The sequence below is a fragment of the Niastella vici genome (assembly GCF_002077945.1).
Classification (GTDB): Bacteria; Bacteroidota; Bacteroidia; order Chitinophagales; family Chitinophagaceae; genus Niastella; species Niastella vici.
The window spans coordinates 77,565-102,459 of record NZ_LVYD01000024.1 but is presented as its reverse complement, the minus strand read 5'-3'; the positions used below and the strand labels follow the sequence as shown (position 1 = coordinate 102,459).

At 44.9% G+C, this 24,895-nt stretch carries 20 protein-coding genes; 10 read left to right on the top strand and 10 right to left on the bottom strand.

Going from position 1 to position 24,895, the window contains the following annotated elements; translation table 11 throughout:
* Positions 1–159 precede the first annotated feature (159 nt).
* The 3 genes from A3860_RS07915 (at position 160) to A3860_RS07905 (ending at position 4,885) form a co-directional block, all read left to right on the top strand.
* Complete coding sequence (locus A3860_RS07915; protein ID WP_081146015.1) at positions 160–3,108, top strand: DNA polymerase III subunit alpha; 2,949 nt, start codon at positions 160–162, stop codon at positions 3,106–3,108.
* Between the two features lie 6 nt (positions 3,109–3,114).
* Entirely contained in the window at positions 3,115–4,272 is a 1,158-nt protein-coding gene (gene dinB, locus A3860_RS07910; protein WP_081146014.1) for a DNA polymerase IV, read from the top strand.
* A gap of 220 nt (positions 4,273–4,492) precedes the next feature.
* Positions 4,493–4,885 carry a response regulator gene (locus tag A3860_RS07905; RefSeq protein WP_081146013.1) on the top strand — a complete coding sequence of 131 codons (393 nt, stop codon included), beginning with the start codon at positions 4,493–4,495 and terminating at the stop codon, positions 4,883–4,885.
* 312 nt (positions 4,886–5,197) lie between these two features.
* On the opposite strand, the gene A3860_RS07900 is transcribed toward A3860_RS07905, so the two are convergent.
* Positions 5,198–5,650 (bottom strand): glycine zipper domain-containing protein, encoded by a 453-nt coding sequence (locus A3860_RS07900; protein ID WP_081146012.1) that lies wholly within the window; start codon positions 5,648–5,650, stop codon positions 5,198–5,200.
* Positions 5,651–6,337: 687 nt separating this feature from the next.
* Here A3860_RS07900 and A3860_RS07895 point away from each other — a divergent pair.
* On the top strand, positions 6,338–8,782 hold the full coding sequence (locus A3860_RS07895) for an InlB B-repeat-containing protein (RefSeq protein WP_081146011.1): 2,445 nt from the start codon (positions 6,338–6,340) through the stop codon (positions 8,780–8,782).
* A gap of 77 nt (positions 8,783–8,859) precedes the next feature.
* Here the strand turns inward: A3860_RS07895 and A3860_RS07890 are convergent, their stop codons facing one another.
* The 9 genes from A3860_RS07890 to A3860_RS07845 form a co-directional block, all read right to left on the bottom strand.
* Positions 8,860–9,255, bottom strand: a complete 396-nt coding sequence (locus tag A3860_RS07890) for a hypothetical protein (RefSeq protein WP_081146010.1) — start codon at positions 9,253–9,255, stop codon at positions 8,860–8,862.
* 4 nt (positions 9,256–9,259) lie between these two features.
* A complete protein-coding gene (locus A3860_RS07885) occupies positions 9,260–9,619 on the bottom strand; it encodes a hypothetical protein (RefSeq protein WP_081146009.1) in 360 nt (119 codons plus the stop codon).
* 419 nt (positions 9,620–10,038) lie between these two features.
* Positions 10,039–10,533, bottom strand: coding sequence for a hypothetical protein (locus A3860_RS07875; RefSeq protein WP_081146007.1), 495 nt, complete (start codon positions 10,531–10,533; stop codon positions 10,039–10,041).
* Between the two features lie 217 nt (positions 10,534–10,750).
* Positions 10,751–11,467: a head GIN domain-containing protein gene (locus tag A3860_RS07870; protein WP_158085165.1), complete on the bottom strand. Its 717-nt coding sequence runs from the start codon at positions 11,465–11,467 to the stop codon at positions 10,751–10,753.
* 52 nt (positions 11,468–11,519) lie between these two features.
* The gene (locus A3860_RS07865; RefSeq protein ID WP_081146005.1) at positions 11,520–13,853 is read right to left on the bottom strand and encodes a TonB-dependent receptor; all 2,334 of its coding nucleotides are present in this window, start codon (positions 13,851–13,853) and stop codon (positions 11,520–11,522) included.
* A gap of 50 nt (positions 13,854–13,903) precedes the next feature.
* Complete coding sequence (locus A3860_RS07860) at positions 13,904–15,028, bottom strand: hypothetical protein (protein WP_143774000.1); 1,125 nt, start codon at positions 15,026–15,028, stop codon at positions 13,904–13,906.
* A 52-nt stretch (positions 15,029–15,080) separates the two neighbouring features.
* Positions 15,081–17,012, bottom strand: coding sequence for an STN domain-containing protein (locus tag A3860_RS07855; RefSeq protein WP_143773999.1), 1,932 nt, complete (start codon positions 17,010–17,012; stop codon positions 15,081–15,083).
* Between the two features lie 22 nt (positions 17,013–17,034).
* Positions 17,035–18,024, bottom strand: coding sequence for a FecR domain-containing protein (locus A3860_RS07850; protein ID WP_143773998.1), 990 nt, complete (start codon positions 18,022–18,024; stop codon positions 17,035–17,037).
* A gap of 31 nt (positions 18,025–18,055) precedes the next feature.
* Entirely contained in the window at positions 18,056–18,607 is a 552-nt protein-coding gene (locus tag A3860_RS07845) for an RNA polymerase sigma-70 factor (protein WP_245843497.1), read from the bottom strand.
* 496 nt (positions 18,608–19,103) lie between these two features.
* Here A3860_RS07845 and A3860_RS07840 point away from each other — a divergent pair, with 496 nt between their 5' ends.
* The 6 genes from A3860_RS07840 (at position 19,104) to A3860_RS07815 (ending at position 24,867) form a co-directional block, all read left to right on the top strand.
* Entirely contained in the window at positions 19,104–20,678 is a 1,575-nt protein-coding gene (locus tag A3860_RS07840; RefSeq protein ID WP_081146001.1) for a coiled-coil domain-containing protein, read from the top strand.
* Positions 20,679–20,875: 197 nt separating this feature from the next.
* Positions 20,876–21,694, top strand: coding sequence for a thymidylate synthase (locus tag A3860_RS07835; protein WP_081146000.1), 819 nt, complete (start codon positions 20,876–20,878; stop codon positions 21,692–21,694).
* 76 nt (positions 21,695–21,770) lie between these two features.
* On the top strand, positions 21,771–22,268 hold the full coding sequence (locus A3860_RS07830; protein WP_216823401.1) for a dihydrofolate reductase: 498 nt from the start codon (positions 21,771–21,773) through the stop codon (positions 22,266–22,268).
* Between the two features lie 74 nt (positions 22,269–22,342).
* Positions 22,343–23,140 carry an O-methyltransferase gene (locus A3860_RS07825; RefSeq protein WP_081145999.1) on the top strand — a complete coding sequence of 266 codons (798 nt, stop codon included), beginning with the start codon at positions 22,343–22,345 and terminating at the stop codon, positions 23,138–23,140.
* A gap of 200 nt (positions 23,141–23,340) precedes the next feature.
* Positions 23,341–24,444, top strand: coding sequence for a Re/Si-specific NAD(P)(+) transhydrogenase subunit alpha (locus A3860_RS07820; RefSeq protein WP_081145998.1), 1,104 nt, complete (start codon positions 23,341–23,343; stop codon positions 24,442–24,444).
* 102 nt (positions 24,445–24,546) lie between these two features.
* Positions 24,547–24,867, top strand: coding sequence for an NAD(P) transhydrogenase subunit alpha (locus tag A3860_RS07815; protein WP_081145997.1), 321 nt, complete (start codon positions 24,547–24,549; stop codon positions 24,865–24,867).
* Positions 24,868–24,895: the final 28 nt, after the last annotated feature.

The window sequence follows — 24,895 nt, the reverse complement described above, 5'->3', positions numbered from 1 at the left end:
TCCTGCAACACAATACCCGCTTCATTTATAGAGAGTTGATCATTGCTTTATGGTTGTATTGCATAGTACAAATTAGATTTTATATACTAATATAATTAGTCTTGTAATGCTAAAATAGTTAGTAAACTGAGTAGCTTTGCCCTAAAGCAACGGGGCATTATGTACTTAAATTGCAGAACATATTTCAGTTTGCGATACGGCACTTATTCTACTGAAGAACTGGTAAACACCGCTGCAGCACAAGGCATTGGGGTATTGGCTTTAACAAACATTAATTGTACCTGCGATTGCTGGGACTTTGTGAATTTTTGCCAACAAAAAGATATTAAACCGGTTATTGGCGTTGAGATCAGGAATGAAGATACGCTGCTTTATATACTGCTGGCAAGAAATAACCAGGGGTTTGCCGCCATCAATGAATTTTTATCCTGTCATTTTCAGCTCAAAAAAAACTTTCCTGAATATGCCACTTATTTTCAACATAACCCTGATGTATATATTATTTATCCCTTCGATCGAAAAGCTCCCGCTGATCTGTTGGCTGGTGAATACATTGGCATCCTGGCTACAGAACTGAATAAACTGTTTGGGACCAGCTGGAAGCAATTCGAACACAAGTATCTTGTTCGGCAACCGGTAACCTTTCAGAATAAACAGTATTACAATTTGCACCGGTTGTTGCGGGCAATTGATAAAAATACCTTACTGTCGAAGCTTCCTGCCGAAACCCAGGCTTCGCCCGATGAAACCTTTATTTCCCCCTCAGCGCTGCTTGAACAGTTCAGGCAGTTTCCCGCCATTGTAACCAATACGTACAAACTGCTCGATGATTGCCGCATTGCAATGGATTTTCGTACCGATAAAAACAAAAAAAGTTTTAGCGCCACGCCTGAGGACGACAGAATACTATTGGAGAAACTGGCTACGGAAGGATTGATAGCCCGCTATGGCCGTAAGAATAAGCAGGCCCAGGAACGGATGTATAAAGAGTTAAAGATCATCAATGACCTGGGATTTAATTCATATTTTCTGATCAACTGGGATGTAATACGCTATGCCCAGTCGCGCGGATTTTATTATGTAGGGCGGGGGAGCGGGGCCAATTCCATTGTAGCCTATTGCCTGCGCATCACCGATGTTGACCCAATTGAGCTGAACCTTTATTTTGAACGGTTCCTGAATCCTGAAAGAACTTCTCCACCCGACTTTGATATCGACTTCAGCTGGACCGACCGGGACGACATCATGGATTATATTTTCAAGCGGTATGGAAAAAAACATGTTGCCCTGCTGGGTTCTTATACCACTTTTCAGCATGATGCCATTATTATGGAGCTGGGTAAAGTGTTTGGTTTGCCGGTTGATGAAATAAAAAGCCTGCAACGGGCTACAGAAGCCACTGATAAGATCCAGCGCACCATACTGCAATATGGCAGGTTGTTGAAGAATTTTCCGAATAATATTTCCATTCACCCTTGCGGCATGCTGGTTACAGAGAAACCGATCTATGAATATGCCGCACTGTTTATGCCACCCAAGGGATTTGCCACCACCCAAATGGATATGTTTGTTGCAGAGAACATTGGTATCAATAAATTTGATATCCTGAGCCAGCGGGGGTTGGGACATATAAAGGAAAGCCTGCGGTTAATAAAAGCCAATAAGGGAATAGATGTAAATATTCATGACTTCCACAATTTCAGGCATAATACGGCCATCAAAAAACAGATCAGGGAGGCGCAAACCATTGGATGCTTTTATATAGAATCGCCGGCCATGCGGCAATTGCTGAAAAAGCTCCGGTGCGATGACTACATTACGCTGGTGGCGGCCAGCTCCATCATAAGGCCGGGGGTGGCCCAGTCGGGCATGATGCGCGAGTATATAACCCGGTTCCACAACCGCGATAAGATCGTATACCTGCATCCGCTTTTTGAGGAGCACCTGAGCGAAACCTTTGGGGTAATGGTGTTCCAGGAAGATGTGATCAAGATCGCGCATTATTTCGCCGGTTTGTCATTGGGCGAAGCAGATATCCTGCGCCGCGCCATGAGCGGAAAATACCGGGGGAATAACAAGTTCAGGCTTATTAAGGAAAAATACCTCGCCAATTGCCGTGAACTGGGGCATTCCGATGAGCTGGCACATGAAGTATGGCGGCAAATGGAAAGCTTTGCCGGGTATAGTTTTAATAAAGCGCATTCGGCCAGCTTTGCAGTGGAAAGCTATATGAGCCTGTATTTAAAGACCTTCTTCCCCAAAGAATTTATGGTGGCCGTGATCAATAATTTCGGCGGCTTTTATTCAACCGAATTATATTTTATTGAATTAATGAAGGCCGGCGGTATTATCAATGCGCCCTGTGTAAACAACAGCGATATCTATACCAGTATAAAAGGTGATGAAGTACATACCGGTTTTATTCATATCAAGGCGCTACAGGATAAAACGATGCAACTGATCGTGGAAGAACGGAAAGCGGGCGGCCTGTTTTTGCATTTGCAGGATTTTATTGAGCGCACGGCCATCGGGTTAGAGCAGTTGAACATGCTGGTGAGCATTGGCGCCTTCCGGTTTACCGGTAAAACAAAAAAGCAATTATTGTGGGAAGCCAATTTTCTGCAGAAAAAAAATAAGGCGCATATTCCCGTCAGCGAGTCTTTGTTTGAAGAAAGACCGGTTGAATTCACCCTGCCCGAGCTAACTGACAATGCCATCGATGATCTGTATGATCAGAAGGAGATCCTGGGGTTTACTTTATGGAACCCCTTTGCCATGGTTGATGAAGACCCCGGCCAATACATTCCTGCCCGGGAAATAGGCAATCACCTGCATAAAGTAATTACGGTACTTGTTTACTTCATTGCCAGTAAGCATGTGCAAACAAAGAATAATGATTACATGTTCTTCGGAACTTTTATTGATAAAGACCTTGATTGGGTTGATACCGTTCATTTTCCCGATGCGGCCCGCACCTATCCCATGCACAGCGGCGGCTTTTATAAAGTAACCGGCAGGGTAGTGGATGATTTTGGCGTGTATAGTATTGAAGCGCGCAAAATGGAAAAGGTGGGATTTAAGAAACGCAGTTACGATACTATTAAATAGCAAACCATGCTTATAACAAAGGACAGACATATAGCGCATTTTGACCTGGATGCTTTTTTTGTGTCGGTAGAAACTTTGCGAAATCCCCGGCTGCGCGGTAAACCATTACTGGTAGGTGGCGGTAGCGACAGGGGCGTAGTGGCCGCCTGTAGTTATGAGGCGCGCAAATTTGGCGTTCACAGCGCCATGCCCATGAAGATCGCCCGCCGGTTGTGCCCGGATGCGGTTATCATTAAAAGTGATTTTGAAACCTACAGCAAATATTCGCGCCTGGTTACAGAGGTGATAAAAGATACGGTACCGTTGTTTGAAAAAGCAAGCATCGATGAATTCTATATTGATCTTACCGGAATGGATAAGTTTTTCGGTTGCCTGCAATTCACCGAACAATTAAAGAAAAGGATCAATAAAGAAAGCGGGTTGCCCATTTCCTGGGGGCTGGCCTCCAATAAACTGGTGAGCAAGGTGGCCACCAATGAAGTAAAGCCAAACGGGCAGCTGGAGATCCCCTTTGGAAATGAAAAGAGCTTTCTGGCGCCGTTAAGTATTATCAAGATACCGGGCATTGGTAAGGAAACCGGGTACAAGCTGTTGAAGATGGGCGTGGAGACGGTAAAAGTACTAAGTGAAATTCCGGTTGAAATGATGGAGAATTTACTGGGCAAGCCGGGCATCGATCTGTGGCGGAAATCGAACGGCATCGATGAAACGCCGGTGGTCCCTTATTATGAACAGAAATCCATTTCTACAGAAACCACTTTTCAAACCGATACCATTGATACAGAGTTCCTGCATAGTCAGCTGGTACGCATGACCGAAGAGATCTCCTTCCAGTTGCGGCAGCAGAACAAGCTGACCGGCTGTGTGACCGTGAAGATGCGGTATTCAAACTTTGAGACTTTTACCAAACAAATTACCATCCCCTATACCAATGCAGATCATATTTTATTGAAAACGGCCAAAGAACTGTTCAGTAAGTTATACGAACGGCGATTACTGGTAAGGTTATTGGGTATCCGGTTTACCCACCTCATTCCGGGGAATTACCAGATAAGTTTATTCGACGATACCCAGGAAATGATCAACCTGTACCAGGCCATCGACAGTGTAAAAAAGCGGTTTGGAGAAAAGACACTCATCAGGGCCGTTGGCGTAAGGGCATAGACGTGAATTTGACCTTTAATACATGATTCCTAAGTGCAAATACTTAGCAAAAAATGAAAAACTATTCATTTTTTGCCTTTCTGAAAAAATCTTTTGTCGTCCTTTACACTCCGGTGTATTACTTATAAAGGGATACTCACCTTTTTGAAGGATATCTCCGCCTAAACCAAATAACGATTCGTGAAGCAGGAATTTTTGAAAAAAAAAGAATGAAGTAACTATGAAAAAAGATTTCCCTATTACCATTGCCGTTGTAGATGACAATGCCCTTATCCGTGAAAGTGTGAAATTTCGTCTTAACTCATTGGGTTACAATGTGGTTATGGAAGCAGAGAATGGCCAGGAGTTCCTTGACAAGCTGCATGTGAATAAAATGCCCGATGTATGTGTGCTGGATATTAACATGCCCGTGATGGATGGATTGGAAACCACCATTCACCTGAAGAAGGAATGGCCGGCCATGAAGATCATCTTCTTCTCCATGGAAGACAGCAGTATATATATTAATAAAGGAATTCAATTGGGCGCTGACGGTTTTGTCGCAAAAGATGCACCCTTTCAGGATCTGAATAATATGTTGTTATCGATCATTAAACAAAGCCAGGTGGCCTAAAACTTGATAAGTTCTGTTAAGAATAGCTTTCAAATTAGTACAAACACGCCTTCTAAAGTAAATACACGCAAGTCCATTAAACCAAATAAAAAACAGCCCTCCGGCAAATCGGAGGGCTTGTTTATTTATGGCCGTTTTTCATATTTCGTTTTGAGTGAATCGCTGGCGACCAGTGATTAGTTCTGAAAATCCGCGAATTTATTCAGGATTGCCAACTGCCGGTTGCCAATTGTGGGCTGCCGCCTCCGGAGAACATTGCCTTCTATTATCATTATCTCATAAATCCCCGCATCCCATAAATCCCAGTTCAGACTAATATCTTCCATCCTTTTTATCCATCGACCGGCCTACACCATAACCAACGCCACCACCTACAACACCACCAATAACAGCACCGAGGGCCCGGTTATTTTTAACCAGTAATGCACCTGCCGCCGCACCTGCACCGGCGCCTATGGCTGTTCCCTTGGCCGCTTTACTCCAACCTTTCTTCTTTTTGGCGACAGGTTGAACCGCAGGCGTCACTTTATTTACTGTATAATACTTGCGTACAATTACCGGACGGGTTGCTGTAGTAGTTGTACGGGAGGTATTTTCCAATTGTTGTTGTTTCCATTCTTTAAACTCGGCATATTCCGATGCCGAAACTGTTGCCGGCGCTACCGGTATACTCTCCGTTGCCAACCTGCTATTATCCTTACAGGAAGCCAATAATAAACCTGCGCTCACTAATACTGCTGTGGTTGTGTATAAGATCCTTTTCATAATCTACATTTTTAGGTTTTTCAATCAGTACCTGTCCCGATTTATCGGGAATCATTTCACACAGATAGTAGTTGAAAAAGCGTGCCATAAAATCCTTAATTGTTAAAGGCTGCCGTTCCTCTTGCGGGAGGCGCTCATTGTCAGTATAATAGAAAGCATTCATATTAACATAAAGAAGTTTTAAAGGTCCGCCGAAGCCCTGGCGTAGGCGGAGCCGCCGGTTGCAGGCCGGAAACTGCCAGCCAAAATCCCGAACTGCGAATTGTAATCTATAAACTTTAAATTATAAACTCTTGTTTCACGGTTACTGTTCCACGATAGATAACTGTAGGGAGAACAATTCCGGGAACGTTTGCGTAAAAAAATGTGTACCCGCACATTCGTTATAATTCACTTCTTTTTAACTTTCCATTAGTTATATACCCATCCCCCAGATATTTCCACAATTACCCAGATTCGATTTTCATCCGACCCCGTTTACCTGATGCCGTTATGGCTAATAGCGATTGCCTGCTTATTATTTTTTTAGAACCACTCCCCTGTAATAGGCATGTCATAAGCTAGGTAGCTCCTTTGTTTATTCCACTGTTAAATGTGTAGCCAATCGTACGTAGTTTTTGAAAAGAACTATGCGAGCCCTCTTTTGCCTGAACGAACGTCTTTTATTTTTTAATTAAAGCTTGTTATATGAAAAAAATGCTATTGTCTTTACTTGCCTTATTTACTGTTTATGTGGGCACATATGCCCAGGACCTGTACGTTTCACCATCCGGAAGCGCTTCCAATTCCGGTACTTCTATTTCGGCGCCTACTACGTTAGCAAATGCGCTGGCCACAATAACCGCCGGAAGCACTATTTATATGCGGGGTGGTACTTACAGTTTAACTGCTACAGTTGTTATTGCAGAATCAAACAGCGGCACTGCAGCCGCACCAAAAAATTTGTTTGCCTATGGTAGTGAAGTACCTATTTTAAGTTTTGCCTCAATGGCTGTTTCCTCTTCAAACCGTGGTGTTGTGCTCGATGGTAGTTACTGGCATTTAAAAGGGTTGATCATTGAAAGCGCCGGTGATAATGGTATGCTGTTGTCGGGTGATAACAATACCATTGAAAGCTGTATTTTCAGAAAGAATGCGGATACCGGTTTGCAGCTTAGCCGGTATAACACTGCTTATACTACCATTAGCCAGTGGCCCAGCAATAACCTTATTTTGAGTTGCGAAGCCTATGATAACAAGGACGCGGGTAATGAAAATGCCGATGGTTTTGCGGCCAAGCTTACCTGCGGTACCGGTAATGTTTTCCGTAATTGCGTTTCGCATCATAACATAGATGATGGCTGGGACCTGTATACGAAAACTGATACGGGCCCAATAGGGCCCATAACCCTGGAAGGCTGTATTTCACACGACAATGGAATATTGACCGATGGCTCTACATCGGGCAGTGGCGACAAGAACGGGTTTAAACTGGGGGGTGAAGACATTGCGGTGAACCATATAGTAAGAAGATGCGTGGCTTTCAACAATGGCCATCATGGGTTTACTTATAACAGCAACCCGGGCAGCATTGAAGTAACTAATAATACTTCTTATAATAATGCAGAACGGAATTTCAGTTTCGACGCGGGTACCCATGTGTTTAAAAATAACCTGTCTTATTTGGCCGGTTCAAACGACCGCATTGTTGGTACGGCAACAGCGCCCAATGCATTCCAGGGCGCCAGTGGTTCCTTTACCGTAACCGCAGCCGACTTTGTTTCATTAACACCAGGCGCCAATGCCAGTCCTACTTCAGGCGGGTTCCTGAATCTGGCTTCGGGCAGTGACCTCATCGATGGCGGTGTTACCACCACCGGTATCACCTATAATGGCAATGCGCCCGACCTGGGCGCTATTGAATCGGGTGGAACCGCTACCACGTATTCGCTGACCACCAACGTTTATCCGTCTGGCGCCGGAAGCGTTACCCGAAGTCCCAATGCAACAACCTATACATCAGGTACTGTAGTTACACTTACTGCTGCTGCCAGCAGTGGTTATACCTTTACCGGCTGGAGCGGCGATGCCAGTGGCACATCAACTTCTGTTACTGTTACCATGAGTAGTAATAAAACGGTTACTGCCAATTTCACTACCAGCACAGGTACAACTTATACGTTAACCACAACTGTTAGCCCAACCGGTGGCGGTACTATTACCCGCAGTCCTGATGCTACCACTTATACAGCGGGCACCGTGGTTACCTTAACCGCAACACCAGCCAGTGGTTATACCTTCAGCAGCTGGAGCGGCGGCGCCAGTGGTACAGGTACATCAACCACTGTTACCATGAATGCCAATACCAGTGTTACGGCCAACTTTACTGCCACCAGCACTGGTGGAACTACCTTGCGCATTGACGATAAATCAGGCACGGGTACGGGCTATTGCGGCGCAAACGGTTCCCGGCAAAACACGTATACGGGTGCAGATGGCGGCTATTATATTAACCTGAGCAATTCGAGCGGGCAGGGCATTACCTGGGCTGTAAGCGCTGGTGCTGCCGGAACCTATAATATCCGCTGGCGTTATGCCAATGCCGGTTCGCAAAGCGCTACTACCGCGCGGGTGCTGGTAAACGGCGCTGAGGTATATGCCAGTGTTTCCTTCCCGAAAACGGCTACCTGGAGCACCTGGACCACTACCGACTGGGTGCCGGTTACTTTGGTAGCAGGCGCCAATAAGATCAGGCTGGAAACCACGGTGTCTTCTGAATTTGCCAATATCGACTGGATAGAAATAAATGGCAACAACCCAACCGAGGCATTATGCAGTGCGGCTACGGGTAGCAGAATGGCGACAGAAACACCTGTTACCGGCACTAACGCACTGGAGAGTGCGCCAATGATAATACCGAACCCAACAACCGGCATTTCGAATTTGCGTTTCGGGGTTACGGGTTGGCAGAAAGTGTTGGTGAACCTGTATACTGCCGATGGCCGTTGGGTGAAGACCATAACAAGCAAAATATTTGCACCTGGCAATTATACGTTGCCTGTAGATTATACTGGTTTACAGAAGGGACTTTATTTCATCATTATCAATAACGGCGAAAAGCGAACAGTACTGCAAAATATGTTTGTACGATAACTATAGGCCGGCAAATGCAAGAGCCCCCTCCGCCAACTGGCTGAAAGGGGGCTTTTTATTATGAGGTCTTACCTGTACTATTTCCCCAGGGAAGGATATTGAATTTCTGTCATCCTTGCTTTTTGTTTTGAGATCCTTCTCCCCCGGAAGAACAGGTACAGGTTAAAGAACAACATAATGCCAAGGTATATACTGAACCCACCGATCTTGGTACTTAAGATTTCGAGCATATCGCGGTTACCATAAATTTCGCTGGTCACTTCCATAATCACCAGGGCGAAACCCAGGTTAAGCAAATAAAAACCGGTTTCAAATAATTTATTGGTTGAATGCGCAATGTCTGTTTTGCCATGGAAGATGTCTTCCATAAAAGTTTTACTGTTCTTGAAAAGGATGTGCGCCACATACCAGGTCAATACAATTACAATGGGCAGGTAAATAAGGTAGGCAATGAAGTTCAGGGAAGTTTTCATATACTTAATTTTTATTGGTAGCGTGTTGTTGATGATAATGGCTGATCAATAGCAGGGCAGCCATATTGCAAAAATGTATCACAGCCAGTATGCACATGATCTTACCGGTACGGGTACAAATACTGGTTATTACTTCTGCCCAGCTGTATAGCGGTTTTCCGAACCGGATGGTCATGGTAACATAACCGAGGTTCAACAGATAATAACCAACGAGTAACAGGCGGTTTATAAACAGGGTGAATTTTTCATCGCCATGAAGCAGATTCTGGATATAGATCTTTCCGTTCCGGTAGAAGATCAATCCCACATGTACTGTTATAAACCAGGTAATGAGCAGATAAATGATGAATGACAGCGTGTTCATAACATCGGGTTTATTATTTTGACTACGCTTGACGACACAAAGATAATGGAATGTTCCAAACTTTCAATATTTACTGAAAATATTTAAAGAGAGCCTGAGGGATGGGGCATGGGTGATACTGGGTATGGCAGGTTTAGGGTGGGGAGGGTGGCCAGGGAATGATTGGGGACAGAGGGGTGTGGGCGATGCGGCGAAAGCTGGAATCAACGGAGGCCTGGCTTGGAAGGTGGCGGATGGCCAGGGAATGATTAGGGACAGAGGGGTGTGGGCGATGCGGCGAAAGCTGGAGTCAACTGAGGCCTGGCTTCGAAAGTGGGAGATGGCTGGGACGGATATTTATGGGAGAGCCCAAATTAAAAAGAGGGTGCATCAAAAAAGATACACCCTCTTATCATGTAAAGGAGGCGAAAATTTATTCCTTACGCTACTGTGGCAGCAGCATATTCAAGGTGCTCGGTTGCAGTGATCGGGAACAGGTACCAGCAAATGCCCAGTAAAAAACAGGCGTACTCTTCATTGGTGTACTTGGTAGCGGCCAGTGAACTGAAAGAAGGCGCTGCCGTCATATCACAAACTGCCAGGGGCATGGAAATGGAATGTTCAAACACTACCAGTTGGGTATTGTTCTGGAGCGTGTAATAATATTTCTTTCCTTCCATTTCAATAATGCCGGTACCATGCACTTTATCGATTGCAAGGCGGCCAATTTCAACACCATATTCATTCTTTAAAATGGTCTTGTTATGCCATAAACCTGTTTTGTCAATAAAAAAGAGCCGGTGGTTTTCTTCACTACTGAGGCGTACGGATTGTTGATCGAGGTTATACTTAATAACCAGTTTAGCATCGTCGCCTTCTGTCAATTGATATTTTCTAATGTAGGCAGAAGGCTGGTTAACATACACCCATTTCATAATGCGGCAATTAGTGGGTTAAGAAATTATTAGGGAAATCTCATTTAAAGCACCAAATGTATACCTGTTCATTATAGGAAAATCGGTGTGTGGAAAAAACTTGCGACTTGTTGATAAAAATCATGATTTTTAACGAGACGAGCCTGCCTGTATTAAGTTTGTATTATCTTATTGTTATGGCTTGTTTTATGTCAGTGAAATTTTGTAAATGAGAAAACTATTGATGTGTTACGGTGCCCGAACCGTTAATATGTGTAGTAACAGCCGGATTACCTTTATATATAATACTTCCGCTGCCCGAAATGCTGGCGTGTAGGTTTTGCGTGGCAAACACTTTAATATTGCCCGAACCGCTGATGCTGGCATCTGCATCTTTTACCATTATTCCCGCAACATCTAATAATCCGCTGCCGCTGATGCGCACGTTTGCCGTATTGGCGTTGCCACTGCTAACAGTTATATGTCCCGACCCATCGATGTTAGCATCGACCTGGGTGGTAGTGGCGTTATTAACCCTGATGTTGCCGGAACCATTTACATATAAACCAAGATTAGCCGGTGTAACGGGAGCGGTTGCTTCCAGGTAACCCGAACCATCTACAGTCAATGACCGTACATCGGGGCCGCTCACATATATTGAAATACCATCATTACTATGGATGCGCGTATTGGAATGGCGAAAACGGATCTGCAGGTTGTTATTGATAACGGTAGTTTCTATTTCGTCAAGCACATTTTCCTGCGCCTGTAGTTCTACTTTATAAACTGAATCCTGGGTAAAGAAAACGTCTGCATCTATTTTTAATTCCAATCCGTTGAAGGAAGCTGTTTGCCGGGATTCTGTTACAACGGGCCCTTTTCCTGTGATCTTTCTGCAGGATGAAAAAATAAGGAATAATAAAATTACACAAAGTGCCAGGTGAAAATTTTTCATGGTTGTTAATTTAATATTGATTAATGGTGTTATGTGCAGGGTAGCCATGTTATTACCATTCTACTTTATAATTCAATACAGGAATGATCCCGTTCTGATAATTGGTAACGGTAGTGTTTTTCAGCAGGTCATATTCCTGGTTGTAAATATTCTTCCGGTTGATCACATTTTGTATGTCGAGCGAGAGGGTACTGGTTAATTTTGTGCGGTTCCATTTTATGCTGAACCGGCAATCGGGGCGGAAGTAAACTGCGTTCTGTAAACTGTATGCTTCTTTTTCTTTATAGATGGTATAGCCTCCCTGTTGCGATGCAGCGAGGTCAATGGGGGTGGTGCGGTAACCACCGGCATAAATGACTTTGATATTTATACCCAATACCCTGCGTTGGCCTGCCAGCGGAAATTCTTTGCCGGCTACTGAATTGAACAGGTAATTGCCGTTGAACCGGGTATTCCTTTCCACGCCATCGGCCGCGGTATATTTCGATTGATACAACGAGCCGTTCACCGTGTAATAAAAATAATTGTCGAGGTATTTCTCCAACGTTAATTCAATGCCATAGTTCCTGCCTTTTCCGGTATTGGTAAGCGGGTCGGTGATGAATTCGTTTGAAATATTGAGGGTTGAAAAAGTTTTCTCGCTGTTCACTGTTACCGGCACATTGTACAATTGCTGGTAGTAGATCTCGGCCCGGGCCCGCAACCGGTAGCCTACCAGGCGGCTATATGACAACACGAAGTGATGCGCTTTCGTAAGGTCGAGGTATTTGTTGGGATATAAATTATGATCGTCTTTGGCAAAGTATACACCCATGCCCTGTAACTGGCTGTGCAGGCCATAACCCAGGGCAAGTGAGCTTTTGCTATCAGGGTCCCACTTAACCGAAGCCCGGGGTTCTGCCGAACCGGTATTGTTATACAACAGGGCCAGGTAATGCATGCCCACATTAAACGTGAGGTTATTGTAAGGTTTGTATTGCCATTGTATAAAGGCCTGTACGGTTTGCGTATTGTCGCTGGTATTGATGTTTTCGAGCAGGGGCGCATTGGGGTTCTCTTTCGACAGCTTGTAATATTTAAAAAAGATAAGATTTACATAGGCGCCTGCCCTGAATGCATTGTTGGCATTGATCTTATGATTGAGGGTAGAAGAGACCAGGATCTTTTTGGTTATGTAGTTGTCTTTGTAATTGTCAACAACCGTCTTACTGCTCTCTGCATATTGTTCATTATATGAGTTGGCGGTGTAAGAAAATGCCAGGGCCGATCTTATGGTGGTTTGGTCATCAATGGGAATAGTATGCGTGATGCCGGTAGCGCCAGTGTTCGCTATAAATTTGCCGGCGTACCGGTCATCCTGCATTTCCCATTTAGAACTATCTGTTTCAATGTGCTGTTTTTGGGAGCTTAATCCTCCAAAGCCAAACACCGTAAAAATGCCATGCTTTTTAGTTGGTATATAAACGTTGTACGACAGGTCCTGAAAATTGGTTGTGCCTTCTGCCAGTTTCAATCCCATACTGTTTAATAGTGATAAGGTAGAGTACCGGTAGTTCACCAGCCAGGAACCCCTATGCGATGCAGACAGTGGCCCTTCTGCGGCAGCATTAAGACCCAGTAAGCCTGCCTGCAACGCATACTCCTTTTTTTCATTATTCCCCTTCCGCAGTTTCAGATCAAATACGCCGCTTAAGGCATTGCCATATTCGGCGGCAAAGGCGCCGGTGAGGAAATCGCTGTTTGCCAGCAATTGCGAGCTCAGAATGGAAATACCGCCACCGCTGCCGCCTGCTTCACTAAAGTGGTTGGGGTTGGGAATGTCGACCCCTTCCATGCGCCATAATAAACCGGTAGGTGCATTTCCCCTTATCACAATATCATTACCGCCATCATCGGCGCTGGCCACGCCGGCAAAACCCGTAACCATTCGTAATGGATCATTAACGGCCGCTGCATATTTTTGTGTTTCTTCAACCGTGAAGGCCCGGGCGCTCACCACGCTCATATCATTGAGTGGTTTATTCTTTTTGCTGCCGGCCCTTACTTCTACTGCTTTTTCGGTTCTCACCTTTGTTTCCATGGCAATGGTCAACACCACTTCCTTGCCGGTATTCACAACAATATTGCTGGCAAACGCATCGGTGTAATTGATGTGAGAGATCATGAGGTTATAAGTGCCGGCGGCCACATTGGGTATCCTGAAATTTCCCAGCGAATCGGCAACCACCTTTTTGTTGGTGCCGGTTATACTTACCGTGGCGCCTGCCAGCGGGGTTTGCAGCAACTGGTCGGTTACAGTGCCCCTGATGGTTTGCGTTAGTTGTGAAAAGGTTGTTGCATAGCAAATCAGGCCCGCAACAAGCAGGGAGATCATTTTTGATTTCATGATCATGGGTGTTTGTGTTGTGACAATTATGGGGTGGGTTACCCCTATGGTTAAAGGAAACTTATTCCGGCCGTCCAGCCTATCCAGCCGGTAACGTTTTTGTTCCAGAGATCGTAGGTGTGATAATTTTCGCCGGGTACCAGGAATTTATATCCTTTTTCTGCCGCGGGTTGATCGGAATAATAAGCAGCAAAGGAGGGACCGCCAAAAAGCGCAATGCCCTTCATGAGTTTAACGGTGGCCAGTACCTGAAATTTGCTGAGCTGGTTGGTGTAGTTCCAATTGCCTAAATACAGGTATTGTGAAGTGAGCTCGGGGTTCACCGTTAACCAGTTGGTGGCTTTTATTTCATGACCAATGCCATAGCCATAGGAGAAGATCTTATTATCGTTTCCGGCATTAACGCCCACCAGTAAAATGTTGTACAACCGGGCGTTGCCCGATTTAATGGCCAGGTTGGTGTTCAATACTTCATTGGTGCTGACCGTGATCTTGTAATATCCCCTGCGTACTATATTCACCAGGCCAATGCTAAAACCATCAGAGGTGTCGGCGATATTGATGAGGCCGAGTTGTAAGCCTCGCAGGTGTTTGGTATAATTGAAAATGCCCGCCGCCTGCAAGCCATTGATGCTGTTGTTATTGATATTTGCAATGCCGGCCATTTGCATACCGGTTACCGATTGGCGGGTATAATTACAAATACCGGCCATTTGCGCGCCGGTTAAGCTCCCTGATATTTGGTTATACAAGCCCGCTGCCTGCAGACCCCGCATGTTCATTTTTACATAATTGATATCGCCCGCCAGCTGACTACCGGTTAAATTACCTTTGGTGCTGTTGAAATAACCGGCCATTTGAATGCCGTTCACATCACCGCCGGTAATATTGAAATAGCCTGCTGCCTGCACGCCCTGCATGTTCAATTTATCAATATTGAACAGGGTGCCAAGTTCAACGCCGTTTACACCACCGGTTGTTCCGCCTAATACGTTCAGCGAAAGATGACTGGTGGTATATTTATCATTTTTTCCCTGCGAGCTTAATCCCGGGATGAGCGCTATGCGTACAGGTGTTTTTATCGTTGGGGGCTTACTGTTTGTTGTTTGTGCAAAGACAACGGTTTTCCACATAAAACACACGCCAAGGCATACTGCCATTCGTCCATTTATCATAGCAATTTGTTTGCAGTATGACAACTGACGAATATTGTTCCCCTACGTGCAATTAGAAAAAGCCGATGCCGGCATTCCAGCCAAACCAGCCTTTTACATTATTATCCCACAGGTCAAATGTGTGGTAGGAGTTGGGCAGGGGTGGGGGAATGGTACTGGCCCCTTTTTTCACATCGGAAAAATACATAGTAAAGGAAGGCCCTGCAAAAAGTGTAACGAATTTGCCCAGCTTCAGGTTGAATTGCAAATGCAATTTGTTCATGATATTGGTATTGTCCCAGTTGCCCTGGTGCAGGGTTTGAGTGGTGAACTCAGGATTTATGCTGAACATTTTTCCGATGGAGAATTCATGTCCCAAACCGTAGCCGAAAGTGTAGAAGCTCGCCGTATCTTTTCTTTCACTATAACCGCCTAACAGGATGCTGTATAATTTTTTATTACCGGTCTTGAAAGCGACGTTATAATCAATTACCTCGTTGGTTGAAAACATCAGTTTGTGAATACCCTTGAATACAATGTTGACCAACCCAATGCTGTAACCGGCTGAAGTATCTGATACGTTTATCAGCCCTATTTGTACGCCGCGTAATTTTTTGGCGTAATTGAATATGGTTGCGATCTGCACGCCATTCAATTCCTGGTGGGCTATATTGGCGATAACTGACGCCTGCATACCTGATACCTGCTCATGTGCAAAGTTAGCTATGGTGGCCGCCTGCACCCCAAATACGCTGTCGTAACAAATGTTATAGAAATTGCTTACCTGAATGCCTACCAGGTTTCCTTTTATAAAATTGGAGAAATTACTGGCCTGGATACCTTTTAATGAACCCGAAACATGGTTATGAAAGCTGCTTGCCTGAACGCCGGTCACATTACCTTTAACATAATTTGAAAAGCCCGATGCCTGAACGCCGTCTACATTGCCCAATACATGATTATGAAAGCCGGCCAGTTGAACGCCGGTAACGGAGCCACCGGTAACATTCAACGCCCCTGCAGCCTGCATATACTTAACGTCTTTTTTATTGATATTGAAGGCGCCGGCCAGTTCAACGCCGCTTACGCCGGCTGTATAGCCACCTACCATGTTAACAGAAAAGTTGTTCACTACCTGCGCGCTTAATTTACCATGCGTGCTTAAACCGGGTGTTAAGGAAACCTGGAACGTACGGTCGGCAAAGAATTTTTTCAGGTTTATACTTTGAATGTTTTGTTTAGCCGACAATAACCGTTTTCCCCAGCGGGTTTTTTCAACCCGGTTAATTTCTTCTTTTGAAAGTGACGCAGCCGCAAATGGTTCGGTGGGTGGTTTAACAACAATGGTATCGGGTAATTCATTGTCGACCGGGCTTATGGTCACAATGGGGCCGCTGGCAACAACCGGTGTCATAACAATGGTTACCTGCTGATTATATTTGGGTTGAATAACAACTGTTGTGTCTTCAAACATTTCGCGGCTAATGGTGAGCGATGCCGTGCTGTACCGGCTTTTCAATCTTATTTTGAAAAAGCCTTTGTCATCAGACATTGTAGACACGAGCCGTTCTTTTTCGTAGATGGTCACATTGCCCACCTTTTCACCGGTTTCACCATTCAATACAAAACCGGTAACGGTATATAATTTTTCGGCGCTGGGTGTTGCGCTGGCTATCATCACAGGAGCGGTTAACGGCGCTTTGCGCAATATGATGTAATTGTTACTTTGCTGCCATTGGTATTGGTTACCCAAAAGCTGGTCGAGTACCTGTTTTACCGGTCTGTTTGATGCTGAAATGGAAATAAGGCTGTCGCGTGCAATAATGCTGCTGTTATAGGAGAAATAAAAGTTGCCCCTGCTGCTGATCAGTTTCAGTACATCTGAAAAACGTTGATTGGTTACGTCAATTGAGATCCTTCTGTCGAGCAGGGCTTGTGCAATTATGTTCGAGGTGACACAAATCAATACAATGATGGTTGACAGGGCTCCCCGTAGTGTTATCATGGTTATAAATTCAGCGTGCAAGTTAGCGTAGAATGATCTTTCCTTTTTCTTTGACTACAGAGATATTGAAACTTAATTTAATGATGTTTAAAATATTGTCGAGCGGTTCATTATCGAAAGTAGTGGTAAGCGGTTTGTTGCGTAACGCTTCATTTTCAAAAACTATTTGCACATCATATGCCTCGTTTAATTTTTCAACCAGCTTCCATAAGGGAGTACCATCACATGTAAATTTTTTGCTTCGGTAATAATTGTACAGCTGGTCGCTACTTGTCTGTTTTTGCAGAATAGATTCAGTTATGCCGGTAATGGCTCTTTGTCCGGCCTTCAACACAACGGTTTGTTTTTCGGTAGCAACTTCAACAATGCCTGTTTCAACAATTACCTCAGTGGTATCGCCACGGCTTCTTACGTTGAACGATGTGCCAACTACAGTTATGGTCACATTGTTGGTATGGATCTCAAAAGGTTTTTTCTTATTGGGTGTAACATGAAAGAATGCTTCGCCATTCAGTTGCAGCACTCTTTTATCGCCGGTGAATTTTTCGGGAAATGATACCTGTGAGTGTTTGTTTAAGGTTACTTCAGAACCATCGGGCAGGGAATCTGCTTTCACGTCGTTGGTAGCCTGAATGGTATTCATGGCTACAATATGCCCGGGATTGTTATGGAACAGGAAATAGGTGAGGGCGGCAATGCCTACGATAAGCCCGGTTATAACGGCTGCGCGCATCAGGCTGCTGTTCATTGACCATACCGGGGCCTTTTCTTTGGGGAACGACCCTTGCTGTACCCGGTTTTGAAATCGGTCCCAGGCAACGGCCGAATCAATGTGTGTGGTATTGGCCAGCTGTACGCTTTCTTCCCAGATGAGCCTGAAATGTTCAAAGTAGTGCCGGTTTGCCTCATCGTTTGCCAGCCACTGCTCTACCTGACGCATTTCAGCCTCTGTAGCTTCTCCGGTAAGGTGTTTTACCAGCAGGTCATCCATATTTTGAGTATAGCTTTTCAATAAGGGTAATTTTTTAATGTTGATAGGTGCGTTATATATAGAATAATGCTAACATAAAGATTGGTAAATAATCGATCAGTTTAACCCGTAACTGTTTTAAAGCTTTGCCCATCTGGTTCTCGACGGTTTTTACGGATATGCCCAGCTGTTCGGCAATTTCCTGGTATTTCAGTCCCTCAAACCGGCTGAGCTGAAAAATGGTACGGCATTGCTGGGGCAGGGCATTCATGGCTTCGCGCAATTTTTCTTCCAGTTCCTTCACCAGTATTTTCCTGGATGCACCCTGGTCGGTATGGTTATTTGACTGTTGCATAACATGCAGTTGATACCGGGCTTTTATTTTCTGGTGTTTCAGATAATTCAGGCTTTCATGATAAACGGCTTTGTATAAATACGCCTTAAGCGAAATTTGAATAGTGTCCGGGATCTTCTTTTCCCAAACCTTGTAAAATACGTTCTGAACTATTTCTTCGGCAATAGCTTCATTCTTCAGAATAGTGAAAGCATAGGCATACAGGCTTTTAAAGTGTTCTTTAAATAGCTGTTCAAATTCCCGTTCGCTGGCAGCTGCCGGCGGTTTCATAATCATGGTGTTATTCGGAATAGCCACTTTAATGCGTTGATAATCCGCTTCAAATATAAATGCTTCCAATAAAGTTTTATCAATAGGGACAACTGAAAATTATAATACCCCTACGAAGTTCTAAATTTTTGTTATTCCTGGCCTCCAAAACACATGAGCGAAAGCACGCATGTGTAAATGAAGACCGTATTTTTTCATCGCATATTGTGGAAAAAACAAGCCCCCAATGCTTGTTTTAACCTTTTTTTGGTATTATTATTGAGCCCAGATTCAGTTGCTGATTACGCGCTTACAACTTCTTTAAAAAACTGCGCCAGATTTTTTTTTACACGATGCACAATAACAATTGTATTAAGTAAGTTTTTTATAAGTAGTTGACAAAGTAACCAGCCTCGCCAATACCCCCCACACCGTAGTATACATAATTAATCCACCGTCCCTCTGAAACCATCATATCGTTTCTGTTAGCTAAACGTGTACCTATAAATATTCATATATGTTGGGATTCCTGCTCGTTTCCATGTACGAGTTAAAACAGTTTCTGCAAATAGTACTGTGGATTGCTATTCCTGGTACTGTGATTGCATTTATGGTAACCACCTTTTTTCACTACAAACGTAAAAAAAAGAATGCCGAGGGAGGCGAACCTGCTTACATGGAAGGCGGGGGCTTTCATACGGTGGTGGCTACGGAACCCAATGGTAATACACAAGTGCCTGACTGGCTGGCCAGTGGCACCAATCCCGATAACCAGCCGTTGATCAAAAAATATGAGCAGGAAGTGCGGCGGTACCGGGAGAATTATGCAACCCTTGAGCAGGATTTTCGCGAGCTGGAGGGCAAATACTCCGATCTTCTTAACAAAGCATACAGCACCGAAAAGCAGAATGATGATGCCAATGCCCGCATACAACTGGAAATAAACGGCTATAAGTTAAAAGTTACCCAGTTACAGCAGGCGTTAGATACGGCCCAGGCCAATGCCAAACTGGTACATGGCGAGCAGGAGGTGCCTGAAGCATTGAAGCAAAGCCAGCTGCAGGTGCAAACCCTGCAGGATTCTGTGCTGCAATTACAGGAAAAGCTGCGCATGTTGCAGGAACAGAAAGAAAAGAATGCCGCCGAGGTTACCCGCCTCGAGAACCTGGTGAAGAACATGGAGTATTCTGCAAAATCAGCGCATTCCGAATCAGAAGAATTACAGCGTTATTATGCCAAACAGGTTGATGAGCTGGGCGTACAGTACAAAAGCGAAAAAAGCGACCTGGCGATGCAAATACAGCAGTTCCAAAAAACTGTGCAGCAGTTAAAAGACGAAAATGCGGTGCTGCAACAAAAGATACAGACCAGCGGAGAAGCACGTCACGGCAATTACGAACAACAGATAAAGGAATTACAGCTGGTACTTTCGAAAGCCGAAGATGAAAAGCTGGCTTTAAAGAATAAGATCACTGATCAACAATATTTGCAGGATGTATTGCAGGAAAAGAAACTGCAGATCGAATTTTTACAGAACCAGCTTGAGCAGCGCATAAAAACGTTCCGTGAAGTAGAAAAAGAAGCTGCCGATAAGACTGTACAGGTTCAGGTGACCCAAACGCAAAAAGAGAATTTTGAGCGCGAAATGCATGCCCTGCGTGAAGAATTGCAGCAGCAGCGGGAAGAAGTGGCGGCCTGGCAACAGGCAGTAGAACGCAGCCGGGAAGAGATCAGACAGCATCAGGAAAGCCTGCGTTCAAAAACCGGTCATATCGAGAACCTGGAGCGTAACCTGCATGAAGTACAACAGCAACAGGCGGTATTGCAACTGGTGTTGGATGACAAACAGAATATGATCACTTCGCTGCAGGAATCATTGAACCGCGAACAACAAAAAACAAAAGACCTCGAAGGGAAACTCATCACCAATAATCAATTGCTGTCGAAGATCTATGGCGATCTGTCAAAGTCGCTGAGCAATCCGCCGGCGGCACAGCAGCAAAATGGCACCAAATTGAACGGGAGTGGCACTAATGGCTCCAATGGCCATGTGGTAAACGGGAACGGGTTTAATTTGGCTGAACGGCATTAAGCTCCGCCGGTTGGCGAAGGGCCGAAACTAACTGCTTTTGATCTCTTTGTTTTCTGCAAAATATATTTGAGAGGCTGCCCAATAACTGAAAGGTTAGGGCGGCCTTTCATTTTTGTACTTATCCCCATCTTTAGGCAGAATTATCACATTGGCATATTGGCAAATTAGCACATTATCCCTTTTCGTACCTTGCGGCCATGGAGCAATACCTGGCACTTTTAAAGCATATTAAGGAAACCGGAGTGTTCAAATCTGACCGCACCGGCACCGGCACAACCAGTTGTTTTGGCTATCAGATGCGTTTTGATCTGCAAAAGGGTTTTCCGCTGGTGACCACCAAGAAATTGCATCTTAAAAGCATTATACATGAGTTGTTGTGGTTCCTGAAGGGCGAAACAAATATCAAATACCTGAAAGATAATGGAGTTAGTATCTGGGACGAATGGGCTAATGAGCAGGGCGAATTAGGGCCTGTTTATGGCAAACAATGGCGCAGCTGGTCGGCTGGCGAAGGCGCCCAAACCATTGACCAGATCAGTGATGTGATCAGGCAAATAAAGACAAACCCCGATAGCCGCCGCCTTATCGTGAGCGCCTGGAATGTGGCCGACCTGCCTAATATGGCATTGATGCCCTGCCATGTGCTGTTCCAGTTTTATGTTAGTGCAGCCCCGGGCGGTTCGGGCAAGCCCCGGTTATCGTGCCAGCTGTACCAGCGGTCGGCCGATGTGTTTTTGGGCGTTCCGTTTAATATCGCTTCTTATGCCCTGCTAACCCTGATGATTGCCCAGGTTTGCGATCTGGAGCCGGGCGAATTCATTCATACCTTTGGCGATGTGCATATTTACAGCAATCATATGGAGCAGGTTGACCTGCAATTAAGCCGCACGCCATTTCCATTGCCAGCCATGCAGCTGAACCCGGCAGTAAAAAATATCTTTGACTTCAAATTTGAAGACTTTACACTGTTGAATTATCAATGCCATCCGGCGATAAAAGCTCCTGTGGCGGTATAGGGAAGAAATGACAAAGGCAAAAGAGGTTGAGTTTTACTTTTCATTTCTAATTTATAATTCTTAATTTTTAATTTCCATGATGTTAATCCAGGTGGTGGCAGCAGCCGAAAATAATGCAATAGGGAAGAACAATGAGTTACTGTGGAGGTTGCCAAACGACTCAAAATTCTTCAAGAATACCACCTGGGGTATGCCGGTGATCATGGGCCGAAAAACATTTGAATCACTGGGCAAACCACTGGCCGGAAGGACCAATATCATCATTACCCGTCAAAAGGACTGGCAGCCTGAAGGCGCGTTTGTAGTGCACGATATAAAGGAGGCGATGGCCGCAGCTGCAGAGACCGATGCCAAAGAAGCGTTCATTATCGGTGGCGGTGAAATTTACCGCCAAACCCTGCCTGTTACCCAACGGGTGTATCTTACCCGCGTACATACCACCATCGACGGCGATGCCTTCTTTCCCGAAATGAATAAAGCCGATTGGGAATTGCTTTCACAACTCGATTTTACCGCCGATGAAAAACACGCTTATGACTACAGTTTTCAGGTGTGGCAGCGGAAAGAGAAATGAGAATTAAAAGGAAAGATAACTTTGCGCCCCCTCTTTTTCATTTCTAATTTTTAATGCTGAATTCTTAATTTCCTATGTTCTCTTCCTGGCAGCTCATAAAAAAATATGCCGATTATTACCTCACTGCTTCCAATGGCAGGGGCCATGGTATTCATTCACCCTTTGTATATGATTTCGTACGCCGGGTAATGATCGACAAACGCAATTTTTATGCATATAACCAGGTAGAAGCATTACGCAGGAAATTACTGCGCGATGAAGCTGTGATTGAAGTGGAAGACTTTGGGGCCGGTTCGGCCATCAGCAAAACCAATCAACGCTCCATTGCATCCATTGCGCGGCATGCGGCCAAATCAAAAAAACTGGCGCAGCTGTTATTTCGAATCGTAAATTATTACCAGCCCCAAACTATACTCGAATTAGGCACTTCGCTGGGCATTTCAACGGCCTATATGGCCCTGGCCAATCCGCAGGCGCGCATTATTACGGCCGAAGGCAGTAGTGCCGTTGCCACCCAGGCAAAACGGAATTTTGAAAGGCTTCAATGCCCGAATATTCAACAGGTGACCGGTAATTTCGACGATACGTTGCCCGGCATACTTACAACCCTGCCAAAACTTGATCTGGCTTTTATCGATGGCAATCACCGGTACGAACCCACGGTGCGGTATTTTAAGCAATTGTTACCTCACCTGCATGCCAGTAGTATAGTTATTTTTGATGATATACACTGGAGCACCGAAATGGAACAGGCCTGGGACGCTATTAAAGCCGATCAGGCTGTGAGTTTATCGATTGACCTGTTTTTTATTGGACTGGTATTTTTTAGCGACCAGTTTAAGGTTAAACAGCATTTTACCATCCGGTTTTAAGTGTAAGCACTTTCAACTTCCGCAAGATCCTGCGTTGCCCTGAGCCAAGGCTAAAGTTATTGCAACGTGCGATGCAAAGCTTTGACGAATGAAGTCCATGTCAATTTTTCTCTTGGGCCACAATAAAAAGGCAATTTGGACGTAGCTTTATACATAACTTAAATTTTCCTTACCTTGAATCATATAACTACTACCTGATTATGACGATAGGAGTTTTAAAAGAACCATCCGAAGAAACCCGCGTATCATTATTGCCCGAAGCCGTAACCGCCCTCACCAAAAAAGGCATTACTGTTTTTGTTGAATCGGGCGCCGGCGAAAAAGCCTTTTATAACGACGACGAATATGTTAAAGCCGGTGCGGTTATAAAAAGCAGGGGCGAAGTTGTTCAATCATCCGACATACTATTAGCCATACATCCGTTTCCCGAAGCGGCGAATCTGAAAACAACGATCCTTATAGGGGTTTATCAGCCGTTGTTCAATGTGCCCGTTATGCAGCAATGGGCAAAACAGGGCGTTATCACTTTTAGTTTGGATATGCTGCCCCGTACCACGCGTGCGCAAAGTATGGATGTACTCAGTTCACAAGCCAATATTGCCGGTTATAAAGCGGTATTGCAGGCTGCCAATCTCTACGGCCGTTATTTTCCCATGTTCATGACTGCTGCGGGCAGTATTGCGCCAGCTAAAATATTAATACTGGGTGCCGGCGTGGCCGGTTTGCAGGCTATTGCCACCGCACGCCGCCTGGGTGCAGTGGTAGAAGTGTTTGATACCCGGCCTGCAGTGAAAGAAGAAGTGATGAGCCTTGGGGCCAAATTTATAGAAGTGGAAGGCGCTGCCGATGCGTCAAAAGCGGGTGGTTACGCCGTTGAACAATCAACCGATTATCAGCAACGCCAGCAACAACGCATTGCCGAAAGCATTGCCAAAGCCGATATTGTGATAACCACCGCACAGATCCCCGGGAAAAAAGCACCGATACTTATTTCGGAAGAAATGCTGCAAAGCATGCGCAAAGGATCGGTGATCATTGATATTGCAGCCGCAACCGGCGGCAATACCCCGGTAACAAAAAATAATCAAACTGTTTTGTATAAGGGCGTTCATATTGTGGGCGACAGCAACCTGGCCGCCAGCATGCCTTCCGATGCCAGCAAATTGTACGGTAAAAACGTATTGAACTTTTTACAACTGATCATTGACAAGGAAGGCAAGCTCAACCTGAACTGGAACGACGACCTGGTAAAGGGTTGTTGCATCACAAACAATGGTGAAGTTGTTCATGAACGGGTGAAATAATTTATGACGCCGGCTGTTGCGCCCTGATCAGCTTTCGTTGCGTCGCATCTCTTGTACTTTCAGCTCTTTACTCAGCTAATAAATAATTTTCAAACTTATTATATGGAAGCAATTCTTGCGTGGATAGCCGATAATCAGCAAATGATCTACATCGTTATATTGATGATCTTCGTAGGTATTGAAGTGATCGGTCATGTGCCCAGTGTTTTGCACACCCCCCTCATGAGCGGCGCCAATGCCATCCATGGGGTGGTTATTATCGGGGCCATCATTGTGATGGGTAAGGCCGAGCCACATAATTATGTGGCCCTAATCCTCGGTTTTCTGGCGGTAGTGGTGGGTACCCTGAATGTGGTGGGAGGTTTTGTGGTCACCGACCGTATGCTTGAAATGTTTAAAGGAAAAAAGAAAAGTTCTAAATAAAATGATAAGGTGTGCCTCGCAAAGAGCG